The organism is Streptomyces sulphureus DSM 40104, from assembly GCF_000381025.1.
Taxonomy (GTDB): Bacteria; Actinomycetota; Actinomycetes; order Streptomycetales; family Streptomycetaceae; genus Streptomyces; species Streptomyces sulphureus.
In genome coordinates this window covers 180,055-203,344 of the sequence record NZ_KB905813.1, presented here as the reverse complement: position 1 = coordinate 203,344, position 23,290 = coordinate 180,055, and the positions used below count along the sequence as shown (strand labels likewise).

Here is a 23,290-nt window from a genome sequence, read left to right as displayed (position 1 = left end):
TTTCGTGTGTGAGTGGTTGCGCGTGTCGCGGTCGGAGGTGTGCCGTCAGCCGGCGGGCTCGAGGGTCAGCAACACCCGTCCCTGCTCGACCTGTTGGGTGCTCGGCACGTGGACGGCGGCGACCCGGCCCGGGGCGCGCGCGGTGAGCAGGCGCATCCGTCCCGAGGTCTCCAGAACGGCGACGGCCGAGCCGGCGCGCACTTCGTCGCCGACCTCCACGAGCGGCTGCTGGAGCGTGCCGCTCTCGGGGCAGGTGACCTGCATGCCCCGGTGCGTACGGGCTGCCACCGACTCCGGGAGTGCGACGCCGGAGAGGGCATGGAGCGGTGCGAGCGAGGTGAGTAGCTGCTCCGCCACCTCCTGCGCGTACTCCCGCAGCCGCCATCGGCCCTCGACGGACGACGGGTGCGCGTGCCCCTCCGCGGCCCCCGTCCTCGCCGCCGTCCGACGTTCCCCCTGGGGCGCGTTCATCGGTCGGTCCCGGTGTCCCAGGTGTAGAAGCACTCGGCGACGGCGTCCTTGGGCGAGCGCCAGTCGGGCAGGTAGGGCGTGATGAACGGGGAGAGCCGCTCGCTCACCCTCGTGAACTCCGGGTGCCGGCGCGCCTCCTGGACCGCCGCCCCTCCGGGCGCCGAGGTCTCCAGCAGGTGCACGTACGCGTCGCCGAGACGGTAGAGCGCGCGGTGGGTGACGCCGGCGACGGCGGGCAGCTCCGTGCGGTCGGACTCCGCGAAGATGCGGGCGACGTCGTCCTGCGCCCCCGGCTGCATGCGGGCGATGATCAACGTGCGGTGCATGACGGGCTCCTCCGTTGGTTTCGTGGCCGTCGGGGGGCGGCGCGGTGGGTCAGGCGGCCTGCTCGATGGGGCGGAGGGCGCCGATGTCGAGGAGAATCCGCGGGACGTTGTCGCCGATCCAGGACTCGACGACCTTGCCGCCGGCGAACCGGTGGCAGGACATCTCGTGGACGGTGATGGGCAGTCCGGTCGGCTCGATCCCCATGAGCGGTCCGCGGTGGGTGCCCCGCGTGGTGAACCGGCAGTAGACGCGGTCGTGCTCGCCCGCGACGTCCTCGACGGTGACGTGCACGTCGGGGAAGGCGGTGCGCCAGAGCGTGACGGCCTGGCGGAAGGACTCGGGCCCCGGCGGCTGGTCGGGGAGCCCGGGCGCGTTGACGACGTAGTCGGGTGCGAAGTGCGCGTCTATGCCGGAGAGGTCGCCCTCGTTGAAGGCGCGTTCGGTGATGCGGCGTACCAGGTCCTTGCGGTCCTCGACGCTCTGGGACGGCTCTGCCATGGCTCTCTCTCGCTTCCTGCTCGGGCGGGGCGCGGCGCCCCGCGGTCTTCCCGGGTCGTCGGATCAGCGCAGCGCGGCGGCGACGAAGGCGCCCGCCGCGACGGCGGCGCCGAGCGTGCGGGCCTGGTGTGCGAGGTGCCAGCGGCGGCGCTTCGCGCGCCAGCCGTCGGAGGACCGCTGGGGGCTCCAGCGCTCGATCTGCCGCCATATCGGCCGGTTGACGCCCTCGGAGGCGACGGCGACGACGCCCATGCCCAACGCCCCTGCCGCGTAGAGGGACTTGGCGACCGGGTCGTCCGACCGGATCGCCTGCGCGGCGCTGAGGCCGGTCGTGGCCAGGCCGTTCCAGAAGGCGATGGGGTGGAAGACGTGCATGTCGATGCGCTGGCAGGCGTCGACGTATGCCTTGTACGGCATCGAGTTGAGCATCGGCAGGATCGACGTCTTCATGATCCACAACGTGCCGAGCTGAACGCTGGAGGACGAGAGCAACCAGACGTTCACGTTTCTCTGCATATCCGCTCTCCTCGGAGGATCGGCCGGGACGTGGAACGCCCCGGCCACCGGACGGCACCGCCCCGGGCCCTGCGGCGCTCCGGCCGGCCGTCCGGTGGACGCCGGCACGCCAGTAGATGCTGCGCGGTGGGGCGTCCCGGGGGCACCGGACATCCGTCTGGCGGGCCCGGGACTTCTTCCCGGGCCGTCCCGGGACTCCGTCCCGGGTTTCCCGTGCGCCCTTGACGTCCTGTCAGGACGGCCGCATCCTCGTGAGCGTTTACTCACTCACCCCGGGAGGGTCGATGGCGATCGACGTACACGGGCACCTCACGTCTCCTGAACTCTTCCGGCGCTACCCGATGCCGCCGAGCCTCGCGGACGTCGAGGGCATGCTGGAGGCGAAGGCCGCCGCAGGGATCACCACCACCGTCGTCGGCAGCCCCGTCGGCGCCGGGACGATGGTGAAGACGCCGGGGGTCGACAACTACCGCCAGCCCGCGGGGGACTTGGAGCGCTTCCACGACTGGCTCGGCGAGCAGGTGCGTGCCCACCCCGAGTCCCTCCGCGCGTACGCGTACGTCAATCCGCTGGGTGGGGACGCGGAGTGGGAGCGCGCCGCGAAGCGGCTGGAGCAGCCGGAGTTCGTCGGCCTCATCGTCAACTCCAGCGTGCAGGGCCGGTTCCTCGACGGACCCGAGGCCGACGGCTTCTTCGCCATGGCCGCGCACCACGGCGCCCCCGTCATGCTCCACCCGCCGGCCGAGCCCGCCGGCGGCGCGGCCCTCGACGACCTGCGGCTCGTGGAGCAGATCGCGCGGCCCGGCGACGTGACGACGGGCACCGCAGCCGTCCTCTTCGCCGGCTGGCTGCGCAAGTACCCCGCGCTGCGGATCATCGCGCCCGTCTGCGGAGGCGGACTGCCCCTGCTGCTGGAACGGTTGGAGCGCGCGCGCCGGATGCCTCCGGGATTCGGCGGCGCCGCCGGGAAGGTGCCCGCACCGGCCGACCCGCCCCCGCCGCTCGCCGACGAGCTCCGGCGCGTCCACGTGGACACCGCGACGCCGAGCCGCCGCGCCCTCGCTGCCGCCGTCGACGCGTTCGGCGTGCACAACGTGCTCTTCGGCACCGACACCCCGCCGATGAGCGCACCGCTCCCCGAGTCTCTGCACCGGCTCGGCCAACTCGGGCTGTCGGAGGAGCACTTGGACCTGATCCGGGCCGGGAACGCCCGGCGGATCTTCGACTTGCCGCAGGCGGCGCCTGCGGGCGGTGCCGCGGAGCACCGCGTAGCCCAGGAGGTGCGGAGATGAGCGCCGAAAAGCGCTTCGACGGCGACAGAGCGCTGGTGGTGGGAGGGTACGGCGGCATCGGCGCCCTGGTCTGCCGGTCACTCGCCGAGGAAGGGGCGCGCGTCGCCGTCGCCGGCAGGTCGAAGGAGCGGGCCGAGGAGGTGGCGCGCTCCCTCGGCCCCGGCTCGGGGAGCGCCCACACGGTCGACGTACGCGACCCGGCGGACGTACGCCGCCTCGTCGCCGAGGTCACCGAAGAGTTCGGCGGCCTCGACCTCCTCGTCAACAGTGCCAGCGCGCTCGTCGTCGCACCGGCCACGGAGATCGGCGAGGAGGACTGGCGCGCCGTCGTCGAGACGAACCTGCTCGGCGCCTTCTGGCTCTCGCAGGCCGTCGGCCGGTCGATGGTCGCGGCCGGCGGCGGGCGGATCGTGCACCTCTCCTCCGTACGCGGAACCCTCGGCGCACGGCGGGGGTTCAGCGCGTACGGCGCAAGCAAGGCCGGACTCAACCTGCTCGTCCAGCAGTTGGCCGCCGAGTGGGGGCAGCACGGAGTGCGGGTCAACGCCGTCGCGCCCGGCTTCGTCCGTACCGACTTCGTCTCCGGCTCGGCGCAGGACGAGCAGTTCATGCGCATGCTCGTGGGCCGCATCCCGCTCGGCAGGACCGCGGAGGCCGAGGAGATCGCCTCGGCCGTCACCTACCTCGCCTCGCCGGAGGCCGCCTTCGTCACCGGTCAGATCCTCCACGTCGACGGCGGCGTCACCGCGAGCCAGTGACCGCCGCGCACCCGCAGACACGCCACCCAGAACAGGAGACCGCTATGAGCACCTGGCACGCCCTCTTTTACCCGCTGCTTCCCGGCAGCGAGGAGAAGGTGAAGGAACTCTTCCGCAAGAGCGGCCGCCCGCAGTTCGACATCACGGGCGAGGACGGGGCCGTACAGGGACGGCTGCTCGGCACGATGGCCTTCGTCGGGAAGGAGATGGCGGTCCGCGTCATCGAGATCGAGGGACCGCTGCCGATGGTGGCCGCGCACATGAGCCAGCAGCCCGCGGTCCGCGAGTTCGAGCGCGGCCTGGAGGAGCACCTCGCCGCGCCCCGCGACATGACGACGCGCGAGGGTGCGCAGGCGTTCTTCCGCCAGGCGGCGCTGGAGATGGTCCTCTCCCGCCGGCACGACGAGCCGCTCCCGGGGGAATGACATGGACGTCGGTATCGGCCTGCCCACGGCACACCCCGCGGTGAACGGCGACGACGTCGTCGCCTGGGCACGCCACGCGGAGGCGGGCGGCTTCTCCACGCTGGGCGTCATCGACCGCCTCGTGCACGGCAGTTGGGAACCGCTGACGGCGCTGGCGGCGGCCGCGGCCGTCACCGAGCGGATCGGACTCGCCACCAGCATCCTCATCGCCCCGCTCCGCGCAGGCACGGCCCTCCTCGCCAAGCAGGCAGCGACCGTCGACCGGCTGTCGCACGGCCGCCTCACGCTCGGCCTCGCCGTCGGCTCGCGCCCGGACGACTTCGCCGTCGGCGGCGTCGCACTCGCGGGGCGCGGCGTGCGGACCGACGCCCAACTCCGGGAGCTGCGCGAGCTGTGGTCCTCGGCCGAGGCAGGCAAGCCCTCGGCCGTCGGCCCGGCCCCCGCACGTCCGGGTGGGCCGCCGCTGCTCCTCGGCGGCCATGCGCCGCGCGCGCTGGAGCGTGCGGCGCGCTTCGGCGACGGCTGGATAGGCGGCGGCACGGGGCCCGGGATGTTCCGGGGAGGCGCCGAGCAGTTCCGGGCGGCCTGGGAGCGGGCGGGGAGGACGGGCCGTCCGCGGCTCGCCGCGATCGCGTACGTCGGGCTCGGGCCCGGCGGCGCGGAGGAGACGGAGGAGTACCTCCGCTCCTACTACCGCGGCGCAGGGCCTTTCGTCGACCACATCGTCCGCAACGCGGCCACCTCGTCGGGCCAACTCGCCGAGCTGCTGGGCGAGTACGAGGAAGCCGGCTGCGACGAGGTCCTGCTGATGCCGTGCGTGCCGAACCGGGACCAGATCGACCGCGCCGCAGAAGCGGTATCCACCGCCGCGTGACCCTGGCGGGGCCGGACACCGTTCGGCCCCGCCGCAAAGGCAACTCCCTTACGCGCGTGAGCGTTCGGTTCCCTTACGCGCGTGAGCGTTCGGTTCCGGCCACGGAAACCTGCTCCGCCTGCCGCAGGATAATCTCTCCGACGGAATTCCACCCGGCCGCAGACATCCGCACGCCCGCACCGCGGTGGCGCGGGCGCGGAATGGCGGCAACTCCGTTATGTCCCGTCGGAATTCGAGGCAACAGGCAAGGGAATACGAAACGAATTGATGCCGAGCCGCCGGCGCCTGCGCATTCCTGCCGCGCCCGTCGCGTGGCGCCGGCGCCACGTCCCCGGAGAGCGCCATGCGCCCCGGGGCGCGCTGCCGCCACGAACCCCGCACGGCGGGTGACCGCCCACCGGCCTCCAGCGGACTCGGCACCGCGGTGCAGGGTGCGCCGGCAGCCGACCGCGAGTGCGCCGCGATCTTCGCGTCCGCGAACGCGAGAGCACCGAGGCGCACCGCGCCGGTTGCCGAACGGTGGGACGCCGAAGCCGCCGCCGGGGTTCCGCTCCCGTACCGGGCGGCCCGGCGCCCGCGTCACGCCTGTGCCGCGAGCGCCCTCCACAACTGGTCGACGAGCGCCCGAGCCTGTACCGCGCGATCGGAGGGCGACGACGTCGGCATCAGCTCCTCGTTGTACGCACTGAGGAAGCAGGCGCCGAGCAACAGCCGCGCCGACGCGTCCGGATCGACCTCCGCGCCGACCGCACCGGCCCGTTTCGCCGACTCCAGGTAGGCGGCGAGGAGCTCCACCGCACGGTGCGGGCCGACCTGGTTCTCCTGCATCCAGGAGCGGTGCGAGACCATGAGTTTCGGTTCGGAGAAGACCGACAGGGTCATTGGTATGGACTCCCGGTAGAAGGCGAGTGCCTCCTCGGTCACGCGTTCAAGTGTGGCGCGTACGTCCTCTCCCGCGTCCAACTGCCCGGGCAGGTCCCGCAGCACGGGCAGCAACCCGGGCATCCTTTCGGCGAGCACGGCGAGAAAGAGCTCTTCCTTGCTCCGGAAATGCCTGTACATGGCACCCTCGGAGCACTGGGCCTCCTCGGCGATCTCCTTCGTCGTGCATTTCGGCAGCCCCTTCTCACGGATCACCCGCTCTGCCGCGTTCATGATTCGCTCACGCATGTTCATGAAAGCTCCTGGGAAGGGCCGGACTCGTGACCGGCATGCGAAGACCGCGCACGGCTCCCGTGCGCGGCGGTCCAGCGTAGTTCCACACGAGCGGCCGCTCACTCACAGCCCCTCCCCGCACCGCAGGCGCGTACGCACCGCCGCCGGGCCCGACGGCGGCACGTACGCGCGGCTCCTTCCCGCTGCGGCCTCAGTGGGTGTGCGGCACGTCGTCACCCGGGCCGGGCGGCGGCCCCTCCATCCGCGCCCCGTAACGCTCCAGCGCGCCGAGCAACTTGCCGACGTCCGGCGGCCCCTTGGGCGGGGGCGGCAGCACGAGGCCCTGGGCGGGCTCGCCCGTCTCGAAGAACCAGTTCTCGAAGCCGGCCGGCGTCCCCATGAGCAGGAACCGGGTGTCCGGGTCCTCGACCTGGAACTGGTGCGGCAGCCCCCGCGGCGCGAAGACGACGGCGCCGCGCACCGCCTTGTGGTGCTCCTCCCCCACGCGCACGCTCATCTCCCCGTCGAGCACGACGAAGATCTCGTCCTCCCTGGTGTGGGTGTGCAGCGGCGAGGTGTAGCCGGGCGGGGAGATCTGCTCGGCCATCCAGAACTGGCCGTCCGTCTCCTCGCCCGTGGCCTTGAAGTTGAGCAGGGCGCCCACGTGCCACACGGCACGCCCCTCCTGCGCCTGCTTGATGAACGGAAGTGTCATCCCCGTCTCCTCGTCCGATCCGTGGTGCGCGGTGGTGTGTTCACGCGAGCGCGGGCGCCGGCTCGCCGGCCCCGGTGGCGCGTACGGCCTCGACGACCTCGGCGGCGTCCGGTGTGAACGCGTCCTCCAGGGCCGGGCTGAAGGGCACGGGAGCGTGCGGCGACGTCACCATGCGGACGGGACCGCGCAGCGCGCCGTGGCAGTCCTGCGCCACCTGCGCCGCGACGTCCGCCGCCAGCCCGCACCTCGGGTGCGCCTCGTCGACGACGACGAGGTGGCCGGTCTTCTCGACGCTCCGGTAGACGGCCGCGTTGTCGAACGGCGAGAGCGTCCGCGGGTCGAGCACCTCGCACTGCACCCCCGACTCTGCGAGCCGTTCCGCGGCTTCGAGCGCCACCTGCACCATCCGCCCGACGGCGACGACGGTGCAGGAGGACCCCTCGCGCACGACCGACGCCTCGCCGAAGGGCACCGCGTACGGCTCCTCGGGGACCTCGCCGGGGGTGAAGTAGAGCATCTTGTGCTCGAGGAAGAGCACCGGGTCGTCCTCCTGGAGCGCCGTCGCCATGAGGCCCTTGGCGTCCGCCGGGGTGGAGGGCGTCACCACCTTCAACCCCGGCACGTGGACGAAGAGCGGGTGGAGCGCCTGCGAGTGCTGCGCACCGCGCCGCATCCCCGTGCCCCACATGGCGCGGAGCACCAGCGGCACCCGTACGCCTCCCCCTGTCATGTAGCGGAGCTTCGCCGCCTGGTTGACGATCTGGTCGAAGCAGACCGTCGCGAAGTCGACGAAGAGCAGGTCGACGACGGGACGGAGACCGGTCGCCGCCGCGCCCACCGCGGCGCCCACGAACGCCGACTCGGTGATCGGCATGTCGAGCACGCGCCCCGGGAACTCCTGCTCGATGCCCTGCGTCGGACCCCAGGCGCTGGTGGCGTCCTCCCCCATCAGGACGATCGACTCGTCCTGCCCCATCCGCTCGACGAGCGCCTCGCGGATGGCCTGCGCGTAGGTGATGGTGCGCACGCTTTCTCCCCCTTCGACGTGACGGGACCTCCTGGCGGCGCCAGGGGTCAGTGGGCGGCGTAGACGTCCGTCGTCAGCGCCGTGAGGAGCGGCTCGGCGGGCTGCGCCGCCCGGTCGAAGGCCGCCTGGACGCGGGCCGCGCTCTCCTTCTCGACGCGGTCCAACTCGGCGCCCGCGTCGGCGGGTTGGCCTGCCCCCGTGAGGCGGCGGCGGAGCAGCGCGAGCGGGTCGGCTTCGGCACGCAGCCGCTCGGCCTCGCCCGCGGGCCGGTACGCCTGGTTGTCCCAGCCCTCCATGTGACCGTGGAACCGCTGGGCCCTGCACTCGACGAGCGTCGGCCCCCGCCCGCTCCGTGCACGGTCGACGGCCTCCGAGGCGGCGTCCCGCACGGCGAGCGCGTCGGCCCCGTCGACGACGGCGCCGGGGATGCCGAAGCCCGCAGCCCGCGCCGACATGTCCGTGCCGGAGAAGTGGCGTGCGGCCGAAGTGGCCTGCGCATAGCCGTTGTTCTCCACGACGAAGACCACGGGCAGGTCGAGCATGCGGGCGAGCACGAGGCTCTCCAGGACCGCGCCCTGATTGGCGCCCCCGTCGCCGGTGAAGGCGACCGCGACGTCGTCGGTGCCGCGTTGCCGCGCGGTGAGGGCTGCGCCGCAGGCGAGCGGGACCCCGCCGCCGGCGAGGCCGTTGGCACCGAGCATGCCGTGGCCGAGGTCGGCGATGTGCATCGAGCCGCCTTTGCCGTTGCACACGCCGTCCGAGCGCCCGTACAACTCCGCTGCCATGGCCTCGACTTCGCAGCCGGCGGCGATCGCGTGGCCGTGGCCGCGGTGCGTGCTCGCCAGGTGGTCGCCGTCGCGGAGCACCGAGCAGACGCCCGCGGCCACGGCCTCCTGCCCGATGTACAGGTGCACGGCTCCGGGTATCTCCTTCGCCAACTCGCCGACGCGCTCCTCGAAAGCGCGGATCATCGCCATGACCCGGTACATCCGGAGCGCGGGCCCCTCGGCGCCTGCGGGTGGTCGGTCCATCGGAATGCCTCCTCAACGTGGTGCGACGTTCGGGCATACGGACTGGACGCGCTCCCAGTCCCCCGGGACCAACGCGTCGCTCCCGGTGAGGGTAAGTGCTCACTCACACGATTGACAACTGCCCTATCACAACCGGCACTTGAGGCCACTGGCGGGTACTCACCCGGGCACAAGTAAGTCTTGCGCCTACGCTTCCGGGACCATAAAGTCCTGAACCGTAGTAAGTGCGCCGAAAGATCATCTGAAGGATCGCCGACGGGCGGTCTTGAATCACCTGTGGCAAAGGTGAAGCTCAGTAGGCTCCGGCCTGTGATTGCGGGTATGGCAATGTGAGTGCCGAGTCCGACTCAACGGGGGACTTCTAGCCATGCATGACCTAGTTGGCAGACCTGCAAAAAGGGGCGGAAACCGATCGGGCGCGCTGACGCGCGAGTTGACCCGCTCCGTCTCCCGGGTCAGCGACCGACCGGAGAGGTCGACGCTGGCGGCGCTGGCGTTCGGCGGCCTCGCCCTAATCCTGTGGATGCTGCGTTGGCGCCCCAGGCGCACGCTGCCGGGACGCGGCCGGAGTGCGAGCTCCCGACCTCGTCCGCACGACATCGACCAGGCACGCCGCGAGGAGCGCCACCGATTAGCGCAGACGCTCCACGACTCGCTCTCGCCCAACCTCGCGGCCCTGCAACTCCGCATGCAGAGTGCGGTATTGCTCGTCCGGGACCGCCCGGAACAGGCCGCGGAACTGTTCACCGAGTCCGTCGACGACGTGAACAGCTCGCTCGAGGAGCTCCGCCACACCCTGCGCAGCCTGCGCTACGCACCGCGCCGCGGGCACAGACCCACGCGCGAGCGCACCGACCTCGCCGGCTTTCTGAAGATGCACACCAAAGCGCTCTCGCAGGCGTCGGCCGGCCGGACGCACTTCACCTACCAGATCACCGGGGACGTGTCGGCCCTTCCGCCGCGCCTCCAGTCGGCGCTCCGCGGCGTCGCGGGCGAAGCCGTGGCCAACGCGGCGCGCCACTCGGGTGCCGAGCACTGCCACACCGACCTGACGGTGAGCCGGAACACCGTGTGCCTCACCGTCACCGACGACGGTGTCGGCATCGCGAGCGACGCCACCTCGGGCCTCGGCCTGCCTTCGATGTGCCGCGAGGCACGCGAGCAGGGCGGCACCTTCAGCGTGACGCACCGCCAACCGCACGGCACCGTCGTACGGGTGCGGCTCCCCCTACCCGTCCACTGACCACGCCCGCGATCCCCGACCTCCTTCTCGCCCTCCTTCTTCCTGCCCCGTTGCCTCCTGCCCGCGCCTGCCCCGACAGGTGCGCCGGCGGACGAACGCGGCGCCGACCAACCGAGGAGTACAGCGATGAATGCCATGTCCACCCGATATCTGCGCGTCCTCATCGCAGACGACCACCCGCTCTACCGCCAGGGCCTGCGGCAGCTCATCGAGGGGTGCGACGGCCTTCAGGTCGTCGGTGAGGTCGCCGACGGAAGCGACGTCGCGGCTGCGTGCGTGGAGATGCACCCCGACGTCGTCCTGATGGACATCAGCATGCCGGGACTCAACGGCATCGAGGCGGCGAGACTGCTCCAGGCCAGGTGCCCGGAGACCGGCGTCGTGGTCCTCACCGCCGACGACACCTCGAAGAACATCGCCGCCGCCATCCGCGCCGGCGCCCGGGGCTACCTGATGAAGGGCGCCCACCCGGAGGAGATACACCGCGCCGTCTTCGAAGTGGGGTACGGCGGCGTCCTCTTCGGCCCCGAGGTCGCCGACTACCTCCTCGCCAGGTTCAAGCAGCCCCCCGTACAGGAGCACCCCTTCCCCCAACTCACCGGCAGGGAGCGGAGCGTGCTCACCATGCTGGCGGACGGGAAGAGCAACAGCCGTATCGCAGCGGAGCTCGGCCTCTCCGCCAAGACCATCCGCAACTACCTCTCGCAGATCTTCGCCAAGCTCCACGTCACCGACCGCACCACGGCGGTCATCAGGGCCCGGCAAGCGGGCCTCGGTAGCTGACCGGTCGGTGCACCGGCGCAGCAACCGGGCACGCTCGCCGGGTCGTTCGACCCGCACCGAGCGCCGGTCGGGGTCGGACGCCATGCGCACCGCGCAGGCGTCCGGCCCCGTCCGGCTGCTCCTCATGCGCGGGAGCCCGTGACGAGCACGATCTTCCCGCCGACCTCGGCCCGCTCCATCGCCCGCTGCGCCTCCGCCGCCTCGCTCAGCGGCGTCGTCCGCCCGACCCGGGGGTGGATGCGGTCGCGTCCCAGCAGGTCGAGCACCGCCTCCATGTCCTGCCTGTACGCAGCGGGTTGCTCCTTCTCCAGGCTCCAGGCGTTGTAGAAGACCGTGCGCCTGCCGTCCGGCACGAGCTTCGGCAGCACGATCCCGCCGAGGAAGCCGCGCGCCCCCACGAGCCGGTCGGCGCGGTCGCCGCGGAGCGCCGCGTTCTGCCCGTAGGCGACGAGCGCCCCGCCCTTCCCGATCGTCCGGTACGAGCGCCGGAAGTGCCCGCCGCCGACGGGGTCGAAGACCGCGTCGACCTGCCCCTGCGGCAAGCGCCTGACCACCTCGGTGAAGTCCTCGGCGTCCCGGTCGATGGGGTGCCCGCCGAGCTCCCGCACCTGCTCGAACCGCTTCGCCGAGCAGGTGCCGTAGCACGTCACCCCTGCGACGCCTGCGAGTTCGAGGAAGGCGGTGCCGACGCCGCCTGAGGCGCCGTGTACGAGAATGGTGCCGCCGCGCCCGACGCGGGCCACGCGGTGGAGCATCTGGTACGCGATGAAGTAGTTGAGGACGGCGGCCGCGGCCGAGACCGAGTCGACCCCCTCGGGGAGCGGCACCAGGCGCTCCTCCGCCACGTTCGCATACTCGGCGTAGCCGCCGCTGCGCACCAGCGCGGTGACACGTTGCCCGACCCGTACGGAGGTGACCCCCGGACCGACCGACGCCACCTCGCCGACGAGGTCGTACCCCGGAGTGAACGGGCGCTTCGGACCACCGGGGATCACACCTGCCCGCAGCAGCACGTCCCCGTACGAGACCCCGCACGCCTCCACGCGCACCTGGGCCTCCCCCGGCCCCGGCGCCCGTAATGCGGCCTCGCGCCAGCGCAGTACGTCGGCTCCGCCCAACTGGGCGACGCTCATGTGGCGATACGTCATCTGCTACCTCCCGTGAGAGCAATACGTCGACTGTGCACCCGAGTTGGAGCAGCGGGTGAACCGCCGTACCTCGCGCCCGGCCCCGCCTCCCGTCGTCGCGCGTGTGAAGTCGGGCGGGGTGTGCGGCAGTTGCGCAGCCAGGCGCACCCCTCGATTTTATATAGACTGGCCATACAATAGAATGCCGCGACCACCCCTTTGTCTTACTGGAGCCGAGCCATGACGCCTCGCCCCTACCGCACAGGCCAGCGCCAAGCGGCAGCGACCGAGCAGACCCGGACCAAGATCCTCACCGCCGCCGGAGAGCTCCTCACCGGCGACAAGGGCCCCGGCGCCTTCAGCATGGAGGCGGTCGCGCGCCAGGCGGGCGTCGCCCGGATGACGGTCTACTACCAATTCGAGTCGCGCACCGGTCTGTTGGAGTCGCTCTTCGACGACCTCGCCGCGCGGGGCGGCATGGGCGGAGTCCGCGACGTCTTCGCCTCAGCCACCGACGCACGCACCGCCCTCGCGAAGTTCATCGCCGTCTTCGCCGGCTTCTACTCCTCCGCGCGCACGGCGCTCCGCCGCCTCCGCGGCCTCGCGGTGATCGACGCCGACCTGGAGGAGACGCTCCGCCACCGCGGCGAGCGCCGACGCGTCGGGCTGCGCACCCTCATCGACAGACTGACGGCGGAGACCGGCGCCGAGACCACCCCCGACGAGCGCGACGAGCTGTGCCTGATGCTCTTCACGCTGACGAGCTTCGAGACCTTCGACCTGCTCTGCGAGCCCGGGAGCAGCACCGAGCAGGCGGCCTCGCGCATGGAGCGGATGGTCTTCGTCCTTCTCGACGAGTGGCTTCCCGCGCACACCTGAGTCCACCTCCCCTGCCTCCGGCCCGCGCGAAGAGCGCGCGGGCATCCCGCCCGTTCAGCCCGCCGCCTGCGGTGCGGTCCTCCGCTGGCGCTCGCGCGGCAGGAGCACGCTCGCCGCGACGAGCCAGATCAGGCCGCCGAACCGCGCGATCGGCAGCGGGATGCCGAACGCGGTGTCGAACAGCGCGAGCGTCCCGAGGACCGCGACGGCAGCGAGCACGATCCCGGTCCAGGCGAACCAGGTCGGCGTCAGCCGCACGAGCAGCGCCGGCACCGCCACACCCGCGAGGAGCAGGCCGAACGGCACCACGTGTGCAGGGCCGCCGGCTGCGAACATCAAGTCGGCGAGTACGCGGGCGAGTTCCGGGCTGTCGAGGGAGGCGGCCCGGGAGGCCGTCCAGCCGAGCACCCCGCACAGCGCCATCAGCACCGCCGACATCACGCCGCCGACCAGCGCGATGGCGGGTCCCGGGGCCGTCACGCCGAGGCGGCGAAGGCGCCGGTAGACGACGGCGGTCCAGATGGCGAGCGGGAAGGCCGCACCGAACTGGAGGATGCCGGCGACCCGTGCTGCCGTCTCGTTGTCGCGGAAGTACTCCAGCGCCTCGCTCGCGGAGGCCGAGGGCTGGGGCATCGAGCTCGCCAGCACCACGGAGACGATCATCAGGCCCGCGAAGGCCAGCGCCGGAATCCACAGCGGCGGACCCGACTGGCCCCGCCTCCTTGCGTCGTTACCCGTCTGCGGCGCCCGCGGCTCCGCTGCCACGTCTCCCGTCGAACCGGCAGTCATCGCAACTCCCCTTCCCTCGGCATCATTTCGCTACCAATATAGTTCCACACGGGACATCGTTGACAAGGGTTAGGCTTTTTCTCATGACCACATCGTCTGAGCGTCCTGCCCCCGCCGCCGGGCCGGACGGCACCACCCGCCGGGCGACCTTCCTGCTCACGCAGCTCGGCGAGTTCGCGGCCCAGAGCTTCGCGCGGCGAATAAGCGAGCTCGACCTGACGCCGCCGCAGGCCGGCCTGCTGCGCCTGCTCGCCCGCTCCCCCGGCCACCACCAGCAGGAGGTGGCCCGGATGATCGGCATGACGCCGAGTCGCTTCGTGCCCTTCCTCGACACGCTGGAGCAGCGCGGGCTCGTCGAACGCAGGCGCAACCCCAACGACCGGCGCTACCAGTCGCTCTACCCGACCGAGGCCGGCCGCCGCGTCCTCACCGAGATCCACCGCGCCGCCGAGCAGCACGAGTCCGAGTTCCTCGCCGCCCTCGACCCGGAGGAGCAGCTCTTGCTCAACGGCCTCCTCGGCCGGGTCGCCGCCGCGCAGGGCCTCTCCGCCGACATCCACCCGGGCTTCAGGAGACTCGACCCGGACGGCGACGGCCGGGGCCCCGCCGACACCTGACCCGCGCACGACCGCACCGCCGCACACACGTCGGCCGCCCGCCGGCGCCTCCCGGCGGGCGGCCGCAGCGCACCCGTGTTCTCCCCGCGCGCGGACCCGGCCGCGCGCAACCGCTACCTTCCGGTGCCTCCCTCGCTCCGGTCGAACTCCCCCTCGGCCTCGAGGTCCTCGCCGTCGTCGAAGTCGTCGAGCGGTTCGTAGTCGTCCTCGTCGGGACCGCCGAGCGGAGTAAAGGCGGTGTCCTCGTCGTCGAAGAGCGGGCTGGAGTCGAAGCGCCAGACGACGCGCTCCTGGTCGGCCTGGTCGAAGGGGGCCGAGAACCACTCGCCCGGCTCGGCCGGCTCGTCGGCCGCGGCGACCCACAGCGTGGAGTCACCGCGCTCCAGCCCGAACTCCTTGTGGCGGACGGCGATCTCGTCGGGCTCGTACTCCCCGAAGAGGACCCCGAGCGCCGAGTGGACGCCGGCGCCCGCCTCCTCCTCTTCGTCGGAGTCGGGGGCTTCCGGATCGAAGGCGGAGAGGCGTTCGACGTGGGCGAGCAGCCGTTCCGGTTCGACGACGGTGTAGTCGCGCCGCGCGAAGACGTTGAGCGCACTCGGGAGCGCCGGGCCGCGATAGCCGGTGGCGCTCCCGTCGCCGCTCGGGATCTCGAACGGGGTGACCTCGTCGTGCACTTCGTAGAGGAGCTCGTCGTAGGCTTCGCCTGCCTGCGCAAGCTCGTCGAAGGCGGCATAGACGGCGGACTCGTATGCGGCCTCCTGCGCCGAGGCGGTCCCCTCGGGCACCTCGGCGCGCCGCTCGACCGCCTCGAGGTGCCGGTCGAGGGCGGCCTTCACCGCCTCGGCGGCAGCGCGTACATCGGCAGCGCTGGGCTGCGCAGCATCAGACATACGGTAGACGCTATCCGCAGAGGGGCACTGCCCGCACAATAGATGAGATGCCGGAATACGAATTTCGCGATGTGTACGTCCCCCGCGGAGTCTCGCGCAAGGACACGACCCAACTCCTGACCGAGCACGCCGAGTACGGCCACTGGGAGCTCGCCCGCACCCGCCTCTACCCGGACGGGAGCCGGCGGGTACGGCTGCGCCGCCGCATCATCCGCCAGCCGCGTCCCACCTGGTGAGCCCGGCCGGCACGACGAGGAGGAGAGACGAAGAGGGAGGGGCCGCGTGCGACCCCTCCCCCGCGCGATGCGTGCGACTCAGCGTGCGGCGGCGCGCGAGCGGCGGTAGAGGACGTAACCGCCCAGGAGCAGAGCGCCGCCGAGCGGTGCGACGACGGCCATCTGCGAGCCGCTGCCCGTCTCCGCAAGCTGCGGGGACTCGTAGGAAGCGGGCACCGCACGCCCCTCCTCCTGCTCGGGAGCGGGAGCCTCCTCCGGCACCGTCTGCTCGTCCGGCTGCTCGGGCGCCGGGGGCTGGGCCGGAGTCGAGGGCTTGTCCGGAGTCGCCGGGTGCTCCGGAGGGGCCTCCGGAGTGCTCTGACCCGGCTTCGGCGGCTCGGGGCTCGGCTTCTCGGCGGGCGGCGTGACGCTCTCGCCGCCGTTGTGGCAGGTGTTGCCGAAGGTCGGGTTAAGCAGCCCGATCACGGAGACGCTGTTGCCGCACAGGTTGACCGGAACGTCGATCGGTACCTGGACGCTGTTGCCCGAGAGCACGCCTGGCGAGCCCTCTGCGCCCCCCTGGGCGCCGGAGTCGGCGAGCGCGGTGCCGGCGCCGGACATGGCGAGCACGCCGCCTGCCGCAACGATGGTGAGCAGGCCCTGCTTGGTGACCTGTCGCATAGTTCTTCCCCTGACTTGCCTGATACTGGACGAATCACGGGGGAGGTCGGCGAAGCGCCCGCCCCCAGAAAAGTGCCGGCGGCCCCGGAGCGCGTGGCGCGCGCTCCGAGGCCGCCCGTGTCACCGCCTCATCGGGTGAGGCACATGGCAACCGCGAACGTCACTTGTTGACGCAGGTGTTGCCGAAGGTCGGGTTGAGCAGCCCGATGACGTTGATCGAGTTGCCGCAGACGTTGACCGGCAGGTGGATGGGGGCCTGCACGACGTTGCCGGAGGCGACGCCCGGCGAGTTGAGCGCGGCGCCCCCGGCGCCGGAGTCCGCGACGGCCATGCCCGCACCCGCGAGCACGAGACCGCCGGTGGCGGCCACTGTGACGACAGCCTTCTTGATCATCTGTTCCTCCTCGTTGCATGGGCGGTCCCAGCCGAGGACCGCAACCCGAGTAACGAGGACGAGGGAATACGGCTACGAACCCATCGGAACGTTCACCCTTTCCGGGCACACTGGCACACGTCATCGAAATACCTGCGGGGGAAGCGGCAGGGCGGGCGCGCCGACGAACACCCCTGCCAGAAGCGGGAGTTCGTCGGCGCGCAGGGCTCAGGAGGCGTCGAGGAAACGGTCGAGCACACGCACCCCGAACTGGAGCGCGTCCACCGGGACCCGCTCGTCGACGCCGTGGAACATCCCGGCGAAGTCCAGCTCGGGCGGAAGCTTCAGCGGCGCGAAACCAAAGCAGCGGATACCGAGGTCGTGGAAGGACTTCGCGTCCGTCCCCGCAGCGAGCATGTACGGGATCGTCCGCGCCGCCGGGTCCTCGGCGCGCAGCGAGGAGCGCATCGCCTCGGCGAGCGCCCCGTCGAAGCCGGTCTCCAGCGCCCGGTCGGCGTGGACGTCCTCGCGCCGCACCCGAGGCCCGAGAAGCCGATCGAGCTCGGCGAGGAACTCGTCCTCGTACCCCGGCAGGAACCTGCCGTCGACGTGCGCCGTCGCCTGCCCCGGGATGACGTTCACCTTGTAGCCGGCGCCGAGTTGGGTGGGGGACGCGGTGTTCTGGAGCGCCGCGCCCACCAGCTTCGCGATGCTGCCGAGCTTGGCGATCGTCGCGTCGAGGTTGTCCGGGTCGAGCTCGACGCCGAGCGCGTCGGAGAGCTCGTCGAGGAACCGCTCGACGGTCTTGGTCATGCGGACGGGCCACTTGTGCCTGCCGAGCCGCGCCACCGCCTCGCACAGCTCCGTGATGGCGTTGTCCTCGTTGGTCATGGAACCGTGGCCCGCGGTGCCGTCGACCGTGAGGCGCATCCAGTGCATGCCCTTCTGGGCCGTCTCCACGAGGTACAGCCGCAGGTCCTCGTTGACGGTCAGCGAGAAGCCGCCGACCTCGCCGATCGCCTCCGTCACGCCCTCGAAGAGACCGGGGTGGTTGTCGACGAGGTGCCGCGCACCGTAGACGCCGCCGGCCTCCTCGTCGGCGAGGAACGCGAGCACCACGTCACGCGGCGGCTTGCGGCCGCTGCGCATGCGCTCCCGCACCACCGCGAGCGTCATCGCGTCCATGTCCTTCATGTCGACGGCGCCGCGGCCCCAGACGCAGCCGTCGACGATCTCGCCGGAGAACGGGTGGTGCGTCCAGTCCTCCGCGTTGGCCGGGACGACGTCCGTGTGGCCGTGGATCAGCAAGGCCGGCCGCGACGGGTCCTCCCCCTCGATCCGGGCCACCGTCGAGGCACGCCCCGGGCGGGACTCGAAGATCTGCGGCTCCAGCCCGACTTCGGCGAGCTGCTCCGCCACGTACTCGGCGGCGGCCCGCTCGCCGGGCCCCTCGTTCTGACCGTAGTTGCTGGTGTCGATCCGGATGAGGTCGCGGCAGAGGTCGACAACCTCCCGCTCGGCCACGGCGGTCCGTCCGCCCTCGCCCCCGGGTACTCGGTGTTCCCCGCCCGCTGCCTGGCTCGGCTGGCTCACGCTGCCTCCTCGAGGTCGCTGCTGTGCCCCCATCCTCCCGCTACCGGTCCACCCACCCCACAGCCAGGTGATCCACCCCGCGAAGGAGTGCTAATGTTTACCCCGTCGCGAAGGGCGCAAGCCCCCGGCGACCACCTGGTCGGGGTGGCGGAATGGCAGACGCGCTAGCTTGAGGTGCTAGTGCCCTTTACAGGGCGTGGGGGTTCAAGTCCCCCTCCCGACACGTACTGGTACCCCACGGGAACCGCCTAGGTCCTGGTTGAGATGGCTCTCGACCAGGACTTTTTGCTGCGCGGGCTCGTAGCGTAGGCGGATTCCCAGCTCCTTGTAGAGCTCGGCCTTGTCGGTGGGGTCGGCGTGGCGGATCGCCGCTGTGACGTTTCCGGCTGCTCTGACGAGTGCGGCAACCTCGACCCGCGACAGCGGTGTGCCGGACTGCGGCTGTGGCTGCGGCGTGGTGGCTCGGAGCTCGGATTCGGCCTGTTCGCGGCGGGCCTGGGTTTCAGCGATCCATTGAGTGACCAGCGCGGGGTCGGCGCCTGCTTCGAGCGCGGCTCGGTGGGCGGCGAGCTTGGTGTCGCAGTCGGCGATTCTCTGCTGAGCGGTGTTGGTGGTACGGGCCGGTCCTGGATCTTCTTGGGCGGTGGCAGCCATGAGATCGACGGTCTCGTCCAGGCGGTGCGGCGAAAAGATCTTCACGAGCCAATCGTCGAGCGGCCGGATCAGCCACGCTTCCCGTAGGTAGACGTTGCGGGGGTGCGTGATGCGGTTGGCGAACGCGTACTGCTCGGGGAAGCGGCAGCGGTAGTACGCCTGGTGGTGGGACCAGTGCCCCTGCATGGTGCGACCGCAGACGCCGCATCGCAGAGCACCGCGCAGAAGGTACGTGTTCCGAGTGCGTTTGACCCCGGGTGCCGGGCCGGAGCGGACCCGGGAGCGTAGAACATCCTGCGTGCGGGCGAAGGTGTCGTCGTCGATGAGCGGTGTGTGGACGATCTCCTTGGAGATGATCCACTTGTCCTGGGCGTTCCAGCGCATCATGGTGGTGTAGCCCAAGCTGACGTCGGTGATGTCGAGCAGCGTCTCGTGCTTCTTCTGACGGTTCCAGACCTGGCGGCCGGTGTAGCGGGGGTTGCTCAGGATGGCCCGTACGGCGTTCTTGGCCCAGGCTCGGGTGTCGCGGTGGGGGTTGCGACCAGGGTCGTGGGCGGACGGACTGGGGATGCCGTCACGGGTGAGCCCCTCCGCGATCGCGAAGGTTCCGTAGCCACGCAGAGACTCGGTGAAGATGCGAACGACCACGGGCGCCGTCTCCGGGTCTGGTTCGAGGCCGCGGAGCCGTTTGCCGTCGGCAGCCCTGCCCTGGTTGGGGTGCGGGCCCATATCGCGCAGGCGGTATCCGTAGGGCGGGCGCTCGCCCAGGTAGCGCCCCTCGGTGAGGGTCTGCGAGGCCATCGCGGTGTGGGTGCGCAGGCGCAGCCGATTGCGTTCGCCCTTGGACATGCCGCCGAAGACGGACAGGATCAGGTCGTGGGCTTCGTTGTTGGCGTCGATGGCGCCACCGACCTCGGGCACCCACAAGGGGACCTCGTAGTGCACGAAGAGCGGGAAGGTGTCGCCGAACTGGTTGCCGTAGAAGGCTCGCTGCGGCTCGCCGATCACCACGGCATCGAACCCACGGTTGCGTCGGCGAGTGCGGCCAGGAGTGCTTGGGCGTCCGGTCGCCGCTTCCAGGGCAGGGCGCGGGTCTGTCCGATGTCGAAGTAGTCGGCGACGATGGTTGCGCCGGTCGGCCGATGAGTGCTTCGGCCCGCCCGCGCTGCCAGAGCCGGGAAGCCTCGGGGTCTTGCTGGTCCTCAGTGGACACGCGTCCGTAGAAGGCGAAACGGAGAGGGAGGCGGGGCGTCGCGGTGGTCTGGGAGGTCAACTTCTCCGACTGGTGAAGCCAGGGAAGCGGGAGATCAGTTTCGCTCACTCAGATGCTCCTTCTGCTGGTGATTCGCGGGGTCGTCCAGTCGTAGCTCGATGCTCGTCGGAGCGCCATTGCGCTCTGCTACTGCTTGAGAATGTGCAGCAGAACGGCGGCAGCTTCCCGATGAGCTCGGGCTCAGGGGTGGCGAACAGGACGCACAAACGGCTCGGCGTTGTCTCCGAGCAGGCAGAGTGCTTAGTCATGCGCAACCGTCCGGTCCAGCAGCGCCGCCGTCGCTCGCGCTGCTCGCCGGCCGAGGAGAAGTCGGCGTCGTCGGAGGAACGGATGCTGACCGTTGGGAGGGAGTGGTGCCTGGGCGAGCATTGCTCAGGAGACGGGAATCAGTTCGCGGACTCACGCAAGATATAGAAGGTCCGCCGTGCCGAGTTGCCACAAGTCATACTGGTACGGGCGATTCTGCTGTGCAGTGCCCATCGTCTGGGTGCATATGCCGAGCAGTGATCCGTGCAGGTGAAGGTAGGGGCGAGCCAGTGGCGAGCCATCTGCGAGCCAGTAGCGAGCCACTCGGGGGCCAGAGACCCGGCACTGCCCTGGGCACGCTCCAGGCGGTCAGCAGCAACCACCCGGCGGAAGCGGGCGTCAGCCGCGCCGTCGTTCGCCCCACAGGGGAAGGATCGGCGGGAGATCGCCAAGCCCTCTGGGAGGCCGCTCGGGCATGCGCGACTCACCATCATCACCATCCCACCGGCGGCCATATTGGTCCGGCAGAGTCCCCCAGCCCCAGTAGGGCTCCGGCCGGGAGGGCGTCTCGCCGAACTCCTCCAGCGGATCAACGCGCCTCTCGCCCACTGTGCACAGGTGCTCCCAGTTGTCCCCCAAGTCGAAGACGTAGGCGAACTGCTCGCCGGCTTTCAGCCTGCTGAGCTTGGTGGAGTGGCCATCCAGAGTGCCCTCCGGGGCTTCGCCATCCCACCACTCCAGCGGGCTCACGCCCGTCTTGTCGGCAAGCGAGAACATGTGCAGGTGAGCCAGCTCCCAGCGCCCGAATGCCAGATCGATGGCTTGGGCGAGCCGAGCGAAGGAATGGGTCCGTGCCGCAGCAAGAATCCGGCCGGGTCGCGGCCACAGGTCCGCACCGTGCCCGGAAACCAAATCGACGCGGATGGACAACCACGACCGTGACAAGCTGACTTGCTCCCCTTGTTGCCGCCATCGAACCGCGAACGAGCCTACAAACGACTACCGATGGGTGGAAAATCCACCTGGCCGCAAGCGGAGAAACTGTGGTCGCCCGCTCGCCCACCAGAACTGTGTCTCGTCACCGCACCCCCGGCGCACCCACACGGTGCCCCCGCGTTCCCTCACTGCACCCGTCCGGTTCTTGCAGCTCTCTTCTCACCTGGTCTGATGACGCTTGACTGGGGCCGGGTATCGAGCGTCCATGGTCGTCGGCGAAGCGAGCACGACCGCGCAGCGCACGCGGCTCGCACCGCCTGCGGCCAGGCACGCACCCAACCATGCACCTGGGGCCGCACCCCGGCCGGGGGCCCAACCAACCGCTGACGACCGCGATTGGGGTTCCCCTCGTGATCAATAACATCAAGAAGACCACCCGCACCCAGCGGCATCGCCCTGTCACCGGAGCAGGCGAGCTGACCGGCGCTCGCGCCCGCGTCTTCCAGGCGCTCACCGACGAGCCCGGCTCCAGCGCCGCCGACCTTGCCCTCGTCGCCGGGATCGGCCGCTCCACCGCCGGCAAGGCCCTCGCCACGCTGGAGAGCCAAGGCATGGCCGTACGCGAGAACGGCGCCACCACCACCGGCAAAGCTGCCCCGGACCGATGGCACCCGCACCCCGACGCCACCCCGGACGAGGTGCACCCGCTCCCCAACACGGAATCCGAAGCCATGGCGGATGCCTCATCCGAGGTCTCCGGGACCGACGGTCAAAGGTACGAGGCGAAGACGACGGCACCGCACCCGACCGCTCCCGAGGTATCCCCCACCCCTGCCGAGCCCCCAGCTCACCCGTACGAGGAACTCGCGCACACACGGGAGTCCGGTGCCGGGGCACCAACGCCCGAGGGAAGTCCCGACGCACCCGCGCACCCTCACCCCCACCCGGCGCCAGGTGCGCAGGCAGGTGCGGCGACGGCCCTTACGCCGGCCCCGGGGCCTGTCGGGCTCCCCGCGACGGCCGCACCGTCCGGTGTGCCGGTATCGGCCGACAGCCCGTCACACGCGCAGACAGGACAGGACAGCAACGCGCCCGCCCCGGGGCGCGCCTGCCCCACCTGCGGGCACGTGCGACCATCTACCACCGTTACCGACAGCGGCAGGCTGCGCCCAGGAGTGCTGGGTGAGATGGTCCTCAACTTCATGGCCGCCCACTCTGACGAAGCGTTCACCGCCACCGCCATCAGCCGCAGTATCGAGCGCAGTTCCGGCGCCATCGCGAACAGCCTCGTCACGCTGGCCAAGCGGAGCACCGTCCGGCAGGTCACCGACCAGCCCCGGCGCTACCAGTACGTACCGGCCCAGCACGACCCTTCGGCCACGGCAGGGAACTGACAACGCAGCACGGTGTGCGGGTGTGGCGCCCTCAGCGGCGACACACCCGCACGCCTCCTCCAGCAGCGCACCAGGCCCGGAGACCTCTGCACGGCCGTGCGTGGGGCGCGGTCGAGCGCCCGTCGAGAACCGAGAAGGGGCGAGGGCTACGCAGCCGGGTAGGCAGCACGGAACGGGCGACGTACCAAACAGCGGCGCATCGGTCGCCATGACACGCAGCGAGCCGTGCCCGCCCGCCGTACCCGAAGATCGGGATGCTTGCTGCACCGATATACAGTCGGGCTCGCTCAGGGGTGGCTCGTTGTGCCCCTGACCCGCGCGAACGGGGCGACCAGGGGCGTCGTTTCCAAGGACGACGCCCGAATCGACGCCCGATATGACCCCCGTCTCGACGCTCGGCACGCCCTCGGCATCGAAGCAGCGGATCGTGGCCGTCAGCCGGTCACGGCGGCTCGGCTTGAGCTTCGTCCACGAGCAGTCTCCACGAGTCGCTCCCAGCCACCGCCGG

Annotated in this window: 26 protein-coding genes and 1 tRNA gene; 11 read left to right on the top strand and 16 right to left on the bottom strand. The window is 71.2% G+C overall.

The window, feature by feature from the left end:
• Positions 1-45 precede the first annotated feature (45 nt).
• The 4 genes from F603_RS0100860 to F603_RS0100845 form a co-directional block, all read right to left on the bottom strand.
• Complete coding sequence (locus F603_RS0100860; protein WP_019544131.1) at positions 46-471, bottom strand: acyl-CoA carboxylase biotin carboxyl carrier protein subunit; 426 nt, start codon at positions 469-471, stop codon at positions 46-48.
• A complete protein-coding gene (locus F603_RS0100855) occupies positions 468-797 on the bottom strand; it encodes a TcmI family type II polyketide cyclase (protein WP_019544130.1) in 330 nt (109 codons plus the stop codon). Before F603_RS0100855 ends, F603_RS0100860 begins: the two co-directional genes overlap by 4 nt.
• A gap of 49 nt (positions 798-846) precedes the next feature.
• On the bottom strand, positions 847-1,296 hold the full coding sequence (locus F603_RS0100850) for an ester cyclase (RefSeq protein ID WP_019544129.1): 450 nt from the start codon (positions 1,294-1,296) through the stop codon (positions 847-849).
• A 63-nt stretch (positions 1,297-1,359) separates the two neighbouring features.
• Entirely contained in the window at positions 1,360-1,812 is a 453-nt protein-coding gene (locus F603_RS0100845; RefSeq protein ID WP_019544128.1) for an anthrone oxygenase family protein, read from the bottom strand.
• A 284-nt stretch (positions 1,813-2,096) separates the two neighbouring features.
• Here F603_RS0100845 and F603_RS0100840 point away from each other — a divergent pair, with 284 nt between their 5' ends.
• The 4 genes from F603_RS0100840 to F603_RS0100825 are packed head-to-tail and all read left to right on the top strand — an operon-like array spanning position 2,097 to position 5,161.
• A complete protein-coding gene (locus tag F603_RS0100840) occupies positions 2,097-3,104 on the top strand; it encodes an amidohydrolase family protein (RefSeq protein WP_019544127.1) in 1,008 nt (335 codons plus the stop codon).
• The gene (locus F603_RS0100835; RefSeq protein WP_019544126.1) at positions 3,101-3,862 is read left to right on the top strand and encodes an SDR family NAD(P)-dependent oxidoreductase; all 762 of its coding nucleotides are present in this window, start codon (positions 3,101-3,103) and stop codon (positions 3,860-3,862) included. Before F603_RS0100840 ends, F603_RS0100835 begins: the two co-directional genes overlap by 4 nt.
• A 44-nt stretch (positions 3,863-3,906) precedes the next feature.
• Positions 3,907-4,287: a SchA/CurD-like domain-containing protein gene (locus F603_RS0100830; RefSeq protein ID WP_019544125.1), complete on the top strand. Its 381-nt coding sequence runs from the start codon at positions 3,907-3,909 to the stop codon at positions 4,285-4,287.
• Between the two features lies 1 nt (position 4,288).
• Positions 4,289-5,161: an LLM class flavin-dependent oxidoreductase gene (locus F603_RS0100825; RefSeq protein WP_019544124.1), complete on the top strand. Its 873-nt coding sequence runs from the start codon at positions 4,289-4,291 to the stop codon at positions 5,159-5,161.
• 579 nt (positions 5,162-5,740) lie between these two features.
• Here the strand turns inward: F603_RS0100825 and F603_RS0100820 are convergent.
• From F603_RS0100820 to F603_RS0100805, 4 genes are all read right to left on the bottom strand, one after another.
• Positions 5,741-6,337 (bottom strand): TetR/AcrR family transcriptional regulator, encoded by a 597-nt coding sequence (locus F603_RS0100820; protein ID WP_019544123.1) that lies wholly within the window; start codon positions 6,335-6,337, stop codon positions 5,741-5,743.
• A 190-nt stretch (positions 6,338-6,527) separates the two neighbouring features.
• Positions 6,528-7,031, bottom strand: coding sequence for a quercetin 2,3-dioxygenase (locus F603_RS31355; protein WP_019544122.1), 504 nt, complete (start codon positions 7,029-7,031; stop codon positions 6,528-6,530).
• A 40-nt stretch (positions 7,032-7,071) separates the two neighbouring features.
• A complete protein-coding gene (locus tag F603_RS0100810; RefSeq protein WP_019544121.1) occupies positions 7,072-8,058 on the bottom strand; it encodes an alpha-ketoacid dehydrogenase subunit beta in 987 nt (328 codons plus the stop codon).
• A gap of 47 nt (positions 8,059-8,105) precedes the next feature.
• Complete coding sequence (locus tag F603_RS0100805; protein WP_019544120.1) at positions 8,106-9,089, bottom strand: thiamine pyrophosphate-dependent dehydrogenase E1 component subunit alpha; 984 nt, start codon at positions 9,087-9,089, stop codon at positions 8,106-8,108.
• 433 nt (positions 9,090-9,522) lie between these two features.
• Between F603_RS0100805 and F603_RS0100800 the strand changes: the two genes are divergently transcribed.
• Positions 9,523-10,332, top strand: coding sequence for a sensor histidine kinase (locus F603_RS0100800; RefSeq protein WP_019544119.1), 810 nt, complete (start codon positions 9,523-9,525; stop codon positions 10,330-10,332).
• A gap of 126 nt (positions 10,333-10,458) precedes the next feature.
• A complete protein-coding gene (locus F603_RS0100795) occupies positions 10,459-11,115 on the top strand; it encodes a response regulator transcription factor (RefSeq protein WP_237719954.1) in 657 nt (218 codons plus the stop codon).
• A gap of 122 nt (positions 11,116-11,237) precedes the next feature.
• Here F603_RS0100795 and F603_RS0100790 read toward each other — a convergent pair whose 3' ends face one another.
• On the bottom strand, positions 11,238-12,263 hold the full coding sequence (locus F603_RS0100790) for a medium chain dehydrogenase/reductase family protein (protein ID WP_026328035.1): 1,026 nt from the start codon (positions 12,261-12,263) through the stop codon (positions 11,238-11,240).
• Between the two features lie 219 nt (positions 12,264-12,482).
• Here F603_RS0100790 and F603_RS0100785 point away from each other — a divergent pair, with 219 nt between their 5' ends.
• Positions 12,483-13,121 (top strand): TetR/AcrR family transcriptional regulator, encoded by a 639-nt coding sequence (locus tag F603_RS0100785; protein ID WP_019544117.1) that lies wholly within the window; start codon positions 12,483-12,485, stop codon positions 13,119-13,121.
• A gap of 54 nt (positions 13,122-13,175) precedes the next feature.
• Here F603_RS0100785 and F603_RS0100780 read toward each other — a convergent pair whose 3' ends face one another.
• Positions 13,176-13,910: a hypothetical protein gene (locus F603_RS0100780; protein ID WP_019544116.1), complete on the bottom strand. Its 735-nt coding sequence runs from the start codon at positions 13,908-13,910 to the stop codon at positions 13,176-13,178.
• Positions 13,911-13,993: 83 nt separating this feature from the next.
• On the opposite strand from F603_RS0100780, the gene F603_RS0100775 reads away from it, so the two are divergent.
• A complete protein-coding gene (locus F603_RS0100775) occupies positions 13,994-14,527 on the top strand; it encodes a MarR family winged helix-turn-helix transcriptional regulator (RefSeq protein WP_019544115.1) in 534 nt (177 codons plus the stop codon).
• A gap of 113 nt (positions 14,528-14,640) precedes the next feature.
• Here F603_RS0100775 and F603_RS31350 read toward each other — a convergent pair whose 3' ends face one another.
• Positions 14,641-15,417, bottom strand: a complete 777-nt coding sequence (locus F603_RS31350) for a hypothetical protein (RefSeq protein ID WP_051096078.1) — start codon at positions 15,415-15,417, stop codon at positions 14,641-14,643.
• Positions 15,418-15,464: 47 nt separating this feature from the next.
• Here F603_RS31350 and F603_RS0100765 point away from each other — a divergent pair, with 47 nt between their 5' ends.
• Complete coding sequence (locus F603_RS0100765) at positions 15,465-15,653, top strand: DUF5703 family protein (RefSeq protein WP_026328034.1); 189 nt, start codon at positions 15,465-15,467, stop codon at positions 15,651-15,653.
• 78 nt (positions 15,654-15,731) lie between these two features.
• Here F603_RS0100765 and F603_RS0100760 read toward each other — a convergent pair whose 3' ends face one another.
• From F603_RS0100760 to F603_RS0100750, 3 genes are all read right to left on the bottom strand, one after another.
• Positions 15,732-16,313 carry a chaplin gene (locus F603_RS0100760; protein WP_019544113.1) on the bottom strand — a complete coding sequence of 194 codons (582 nt, stop codon included), beginning with the start codon at positions 16,311-16,313 and terminating at the stop codon, positions 15,732-15,734.
• Positions 16,314-16,473: 160 nt separating this feature from the next.
• Positions 16,474-16,707 (bottom strand): chaplin, encoded by a 234-nt coding sequence (locus tag F603_RS0100755; protein ID WP_016905282.1) that lies wholly within the window; start codon positions 16,705-16,707, stop codon positions 16,474-16,476.
• Positions 16,708-16,914: 207 nt separating this feature from the next.
• A complete protein-coding gene (locus F603_RS0100750) occupies positions 16,915-18,279 on the bottom strand; it encodes a M20/M25/M40 family metallo-hydrolase (RefSeq protein ID WP_245600655.1) in 1,365 nt (454 codons plus the stop codon).
• Positions 18,280-18,417: 138 nt separating this feature from the next.
• On the opposite strand from F603_RS0100750, the gene F603_RS0100745 reads away from it, so the two are divergent.
• Positions 18,418-18,502: transfer RNA gene (locus F603_RS0100745), tRNA-Leu, on the top strand.
• On the opposite strand, the gene F603_RS33720 is transcribed toward F603_RS0100745, so the two are convergent.
• A complete protein-coding gene (locus tag F603_RS33720; RefSeq protein ID WP_211230998.1) occupies positions 18,484-19,941 on the bottom strand; it encodes a recombinase family protein in 1,458 nt (485 codons plus the stop codon). The two genes, F603_RS0100745 and F603_RS33720, sit on opposite strands and share 19 nt — an antisense overlap.
• Before the next feature lie 910 nt (positions 19,942-20,851).
• Positions 20,852-21,382 carry an IS1096 element passenger TnpR family protein gene (locus tag F603_RS0100735; protein ID WP_019544111.1) on the bottom strand — a complete coding sequence of 177 codons (531 nt, stop codon included), beginning with the start codon at positions 21,380-21,382 and terminating at the stop codon, positions 20,852-20,854.
• 416 nt (positions 21,383-21,798) lie between these two features.
• On the opposite strand from F603_RS0100735, the gene F603_RS34925 reads away from it, so the two are divergent.
• Positions 21,799-22,782, top strand: coding sequence for a hypothetical protein (locus F603_RS34925; RefSeq protein WP_158678588.1), 984 nt, complete (start codon positions 21,799-21,801; stop codon positions 22,780-22,782).
• Positions 22,783-23,290: the final 508 nt, after the last annotated feature.

Excerpts from the sequence above, each read along its gene's own strand:
- F603_RS0100860 (WP_019544131.1), bottom strand. The coding sequence starts at position 471 with ATGAACGCGCCCCAGGGGGAACGTCGGACGGCGGCGAGGACGGGGGCC.
- F603_RS0100855 (WP_019544130.1), bottom strand. The coding sequence starts at position 797 with ATGCACCGCACGTTGATCATCGCCCGCATGCAGCCGGGGGCGCAGGAC.
- F603_RS0100850 (WP_019544129.1), bottom strand. The coding sequence starts at position 1,296 with ATGGCAGAGCCGTCCCAGAGCGTCGAGGACCGCAAGGACCTGGTACGC.
- F603_RS0100845 (WP_019544128.1), bottom strand. The coding sequence starts at position 1,812 with ATGCAGAGAAACGTGAACGTCTGGTTGCTCTCGTCCTCCAGCGTTCAG.
- F603_RS0100840 (WP_019544127.1), top strand. The coding sequence starts at position 2,097 with ATGGCGATCGACGTACACGGGCACCTCACGTCTCCTGAACTCTTCCGG.
- F603_RS0100835 (WP_019544126.1), top strand. The coding sequence starts at position 3,101 with ATGAGCGCCGAAAAGCGCTTCGACGGCGACAGAGCGCTGGTGGTGGGA.
- F603_RS0100830 (WP_019544125.1), top strand. The coding sequence starts at position 3,907 with ATGAGCACCTGGCACGCCCTCTTTTACCCGCTGCTTCCCGGCAGCGAG.
- F603_RS0100825 (WP_019544124.1), top strand. The coding sequence starts at position 4,289 with ATGGACGTCGGTATCGGCCTGCCCACGGCACACCCCGCGGTGAACGGC.
- F603_RS0100820 (WP_019544123.1), bottom strand. The coding sequence starts at position 6,337 with ATGAACATGCGTGAGCGAATCATGAACGCGGCAGAGCGGGTGATCCGT.
- F603_RS31355 (WP_019544122.1), bottom strand. The coding sequence starts at position 7,031 with ATGACACTTCCGTTCATCAAGCAGGCGCAGGAGGGGCGTGCCGTGTGG.
- F603_RS0100805 (WP_019544120.1), bottom strand. The coding sequence starts at position 9,089 with ATGGACCGACCACCCGCAGGCGCCGAGGGGCCCGCGCTCCGGATGTAC.
- F603_RS0100795 (WP_237719954.1), top strand. The coding sequence starts at position 10,459 with ATGAATGCCATGTCCACCCGATATCTGCGCGTCCTCATCGCAGACGAC.
- F603_RS0100790 (WP_026328035.1), bottom strand. The coding sequence starts at position 12,263 with ATGACGTATCGCCACATGAGCGTCGCCCAGTTGGGCGGAGCCGACGTA.
- F603_RS0100785 (WP_019544117.1), top strand. The coding sequence starts at position 12,483 with ATGACGCCTCGCCCCTACCGCACAGGCCAGCGCCAAGCGGCAGCGACC.
- F603_RS0100780 (WP_019544116.1), bottom strand. The coding sequence starts at position 13,910 with ATGACTGCCGGTTCGACGGGAGACGTGGCAGCGGAGCCGCGGGCGCCG.
- F603_RS0100775 (WP_019544115.1), top strand. The coding sequence starts at position 13,994 with ATGACCACATCGTCTGAGCGTCCTGCCCCCGCCGCCGGGCCGGACGGC.
- F603_RS31350 (WP_051096078.1), bottom strand. The coding sequence starts at position 15,417 with ATGTCTGATGCTGCGCAGCCCAGCGCTGCCGATGTACGCGCTGCCGCC.
- F603_RS0100765 (WP_026328034.1), top strand. The coding sequence starts at position 15,465 with ATGCCGGAATACGAATTTCGCGATGTGTACGTCCCCCGCGGAGTCTCG.
- F603_RS0100760 (WP_019544113.1), bottom strand. The coding sequence starts at position 16,313 with ATGCGACAGGTCACCAAGCAGGGCCTGCTCACCATCGTTGCGGCAGGC.
- F603_RS0100755 (WP_016905282.1), bottom strand. The coding sequence starts at position 16,707 with ATGATCAAGAAGGCTGTCGTCACAGTGGCCGCCACCGGCGGTCTCGTG.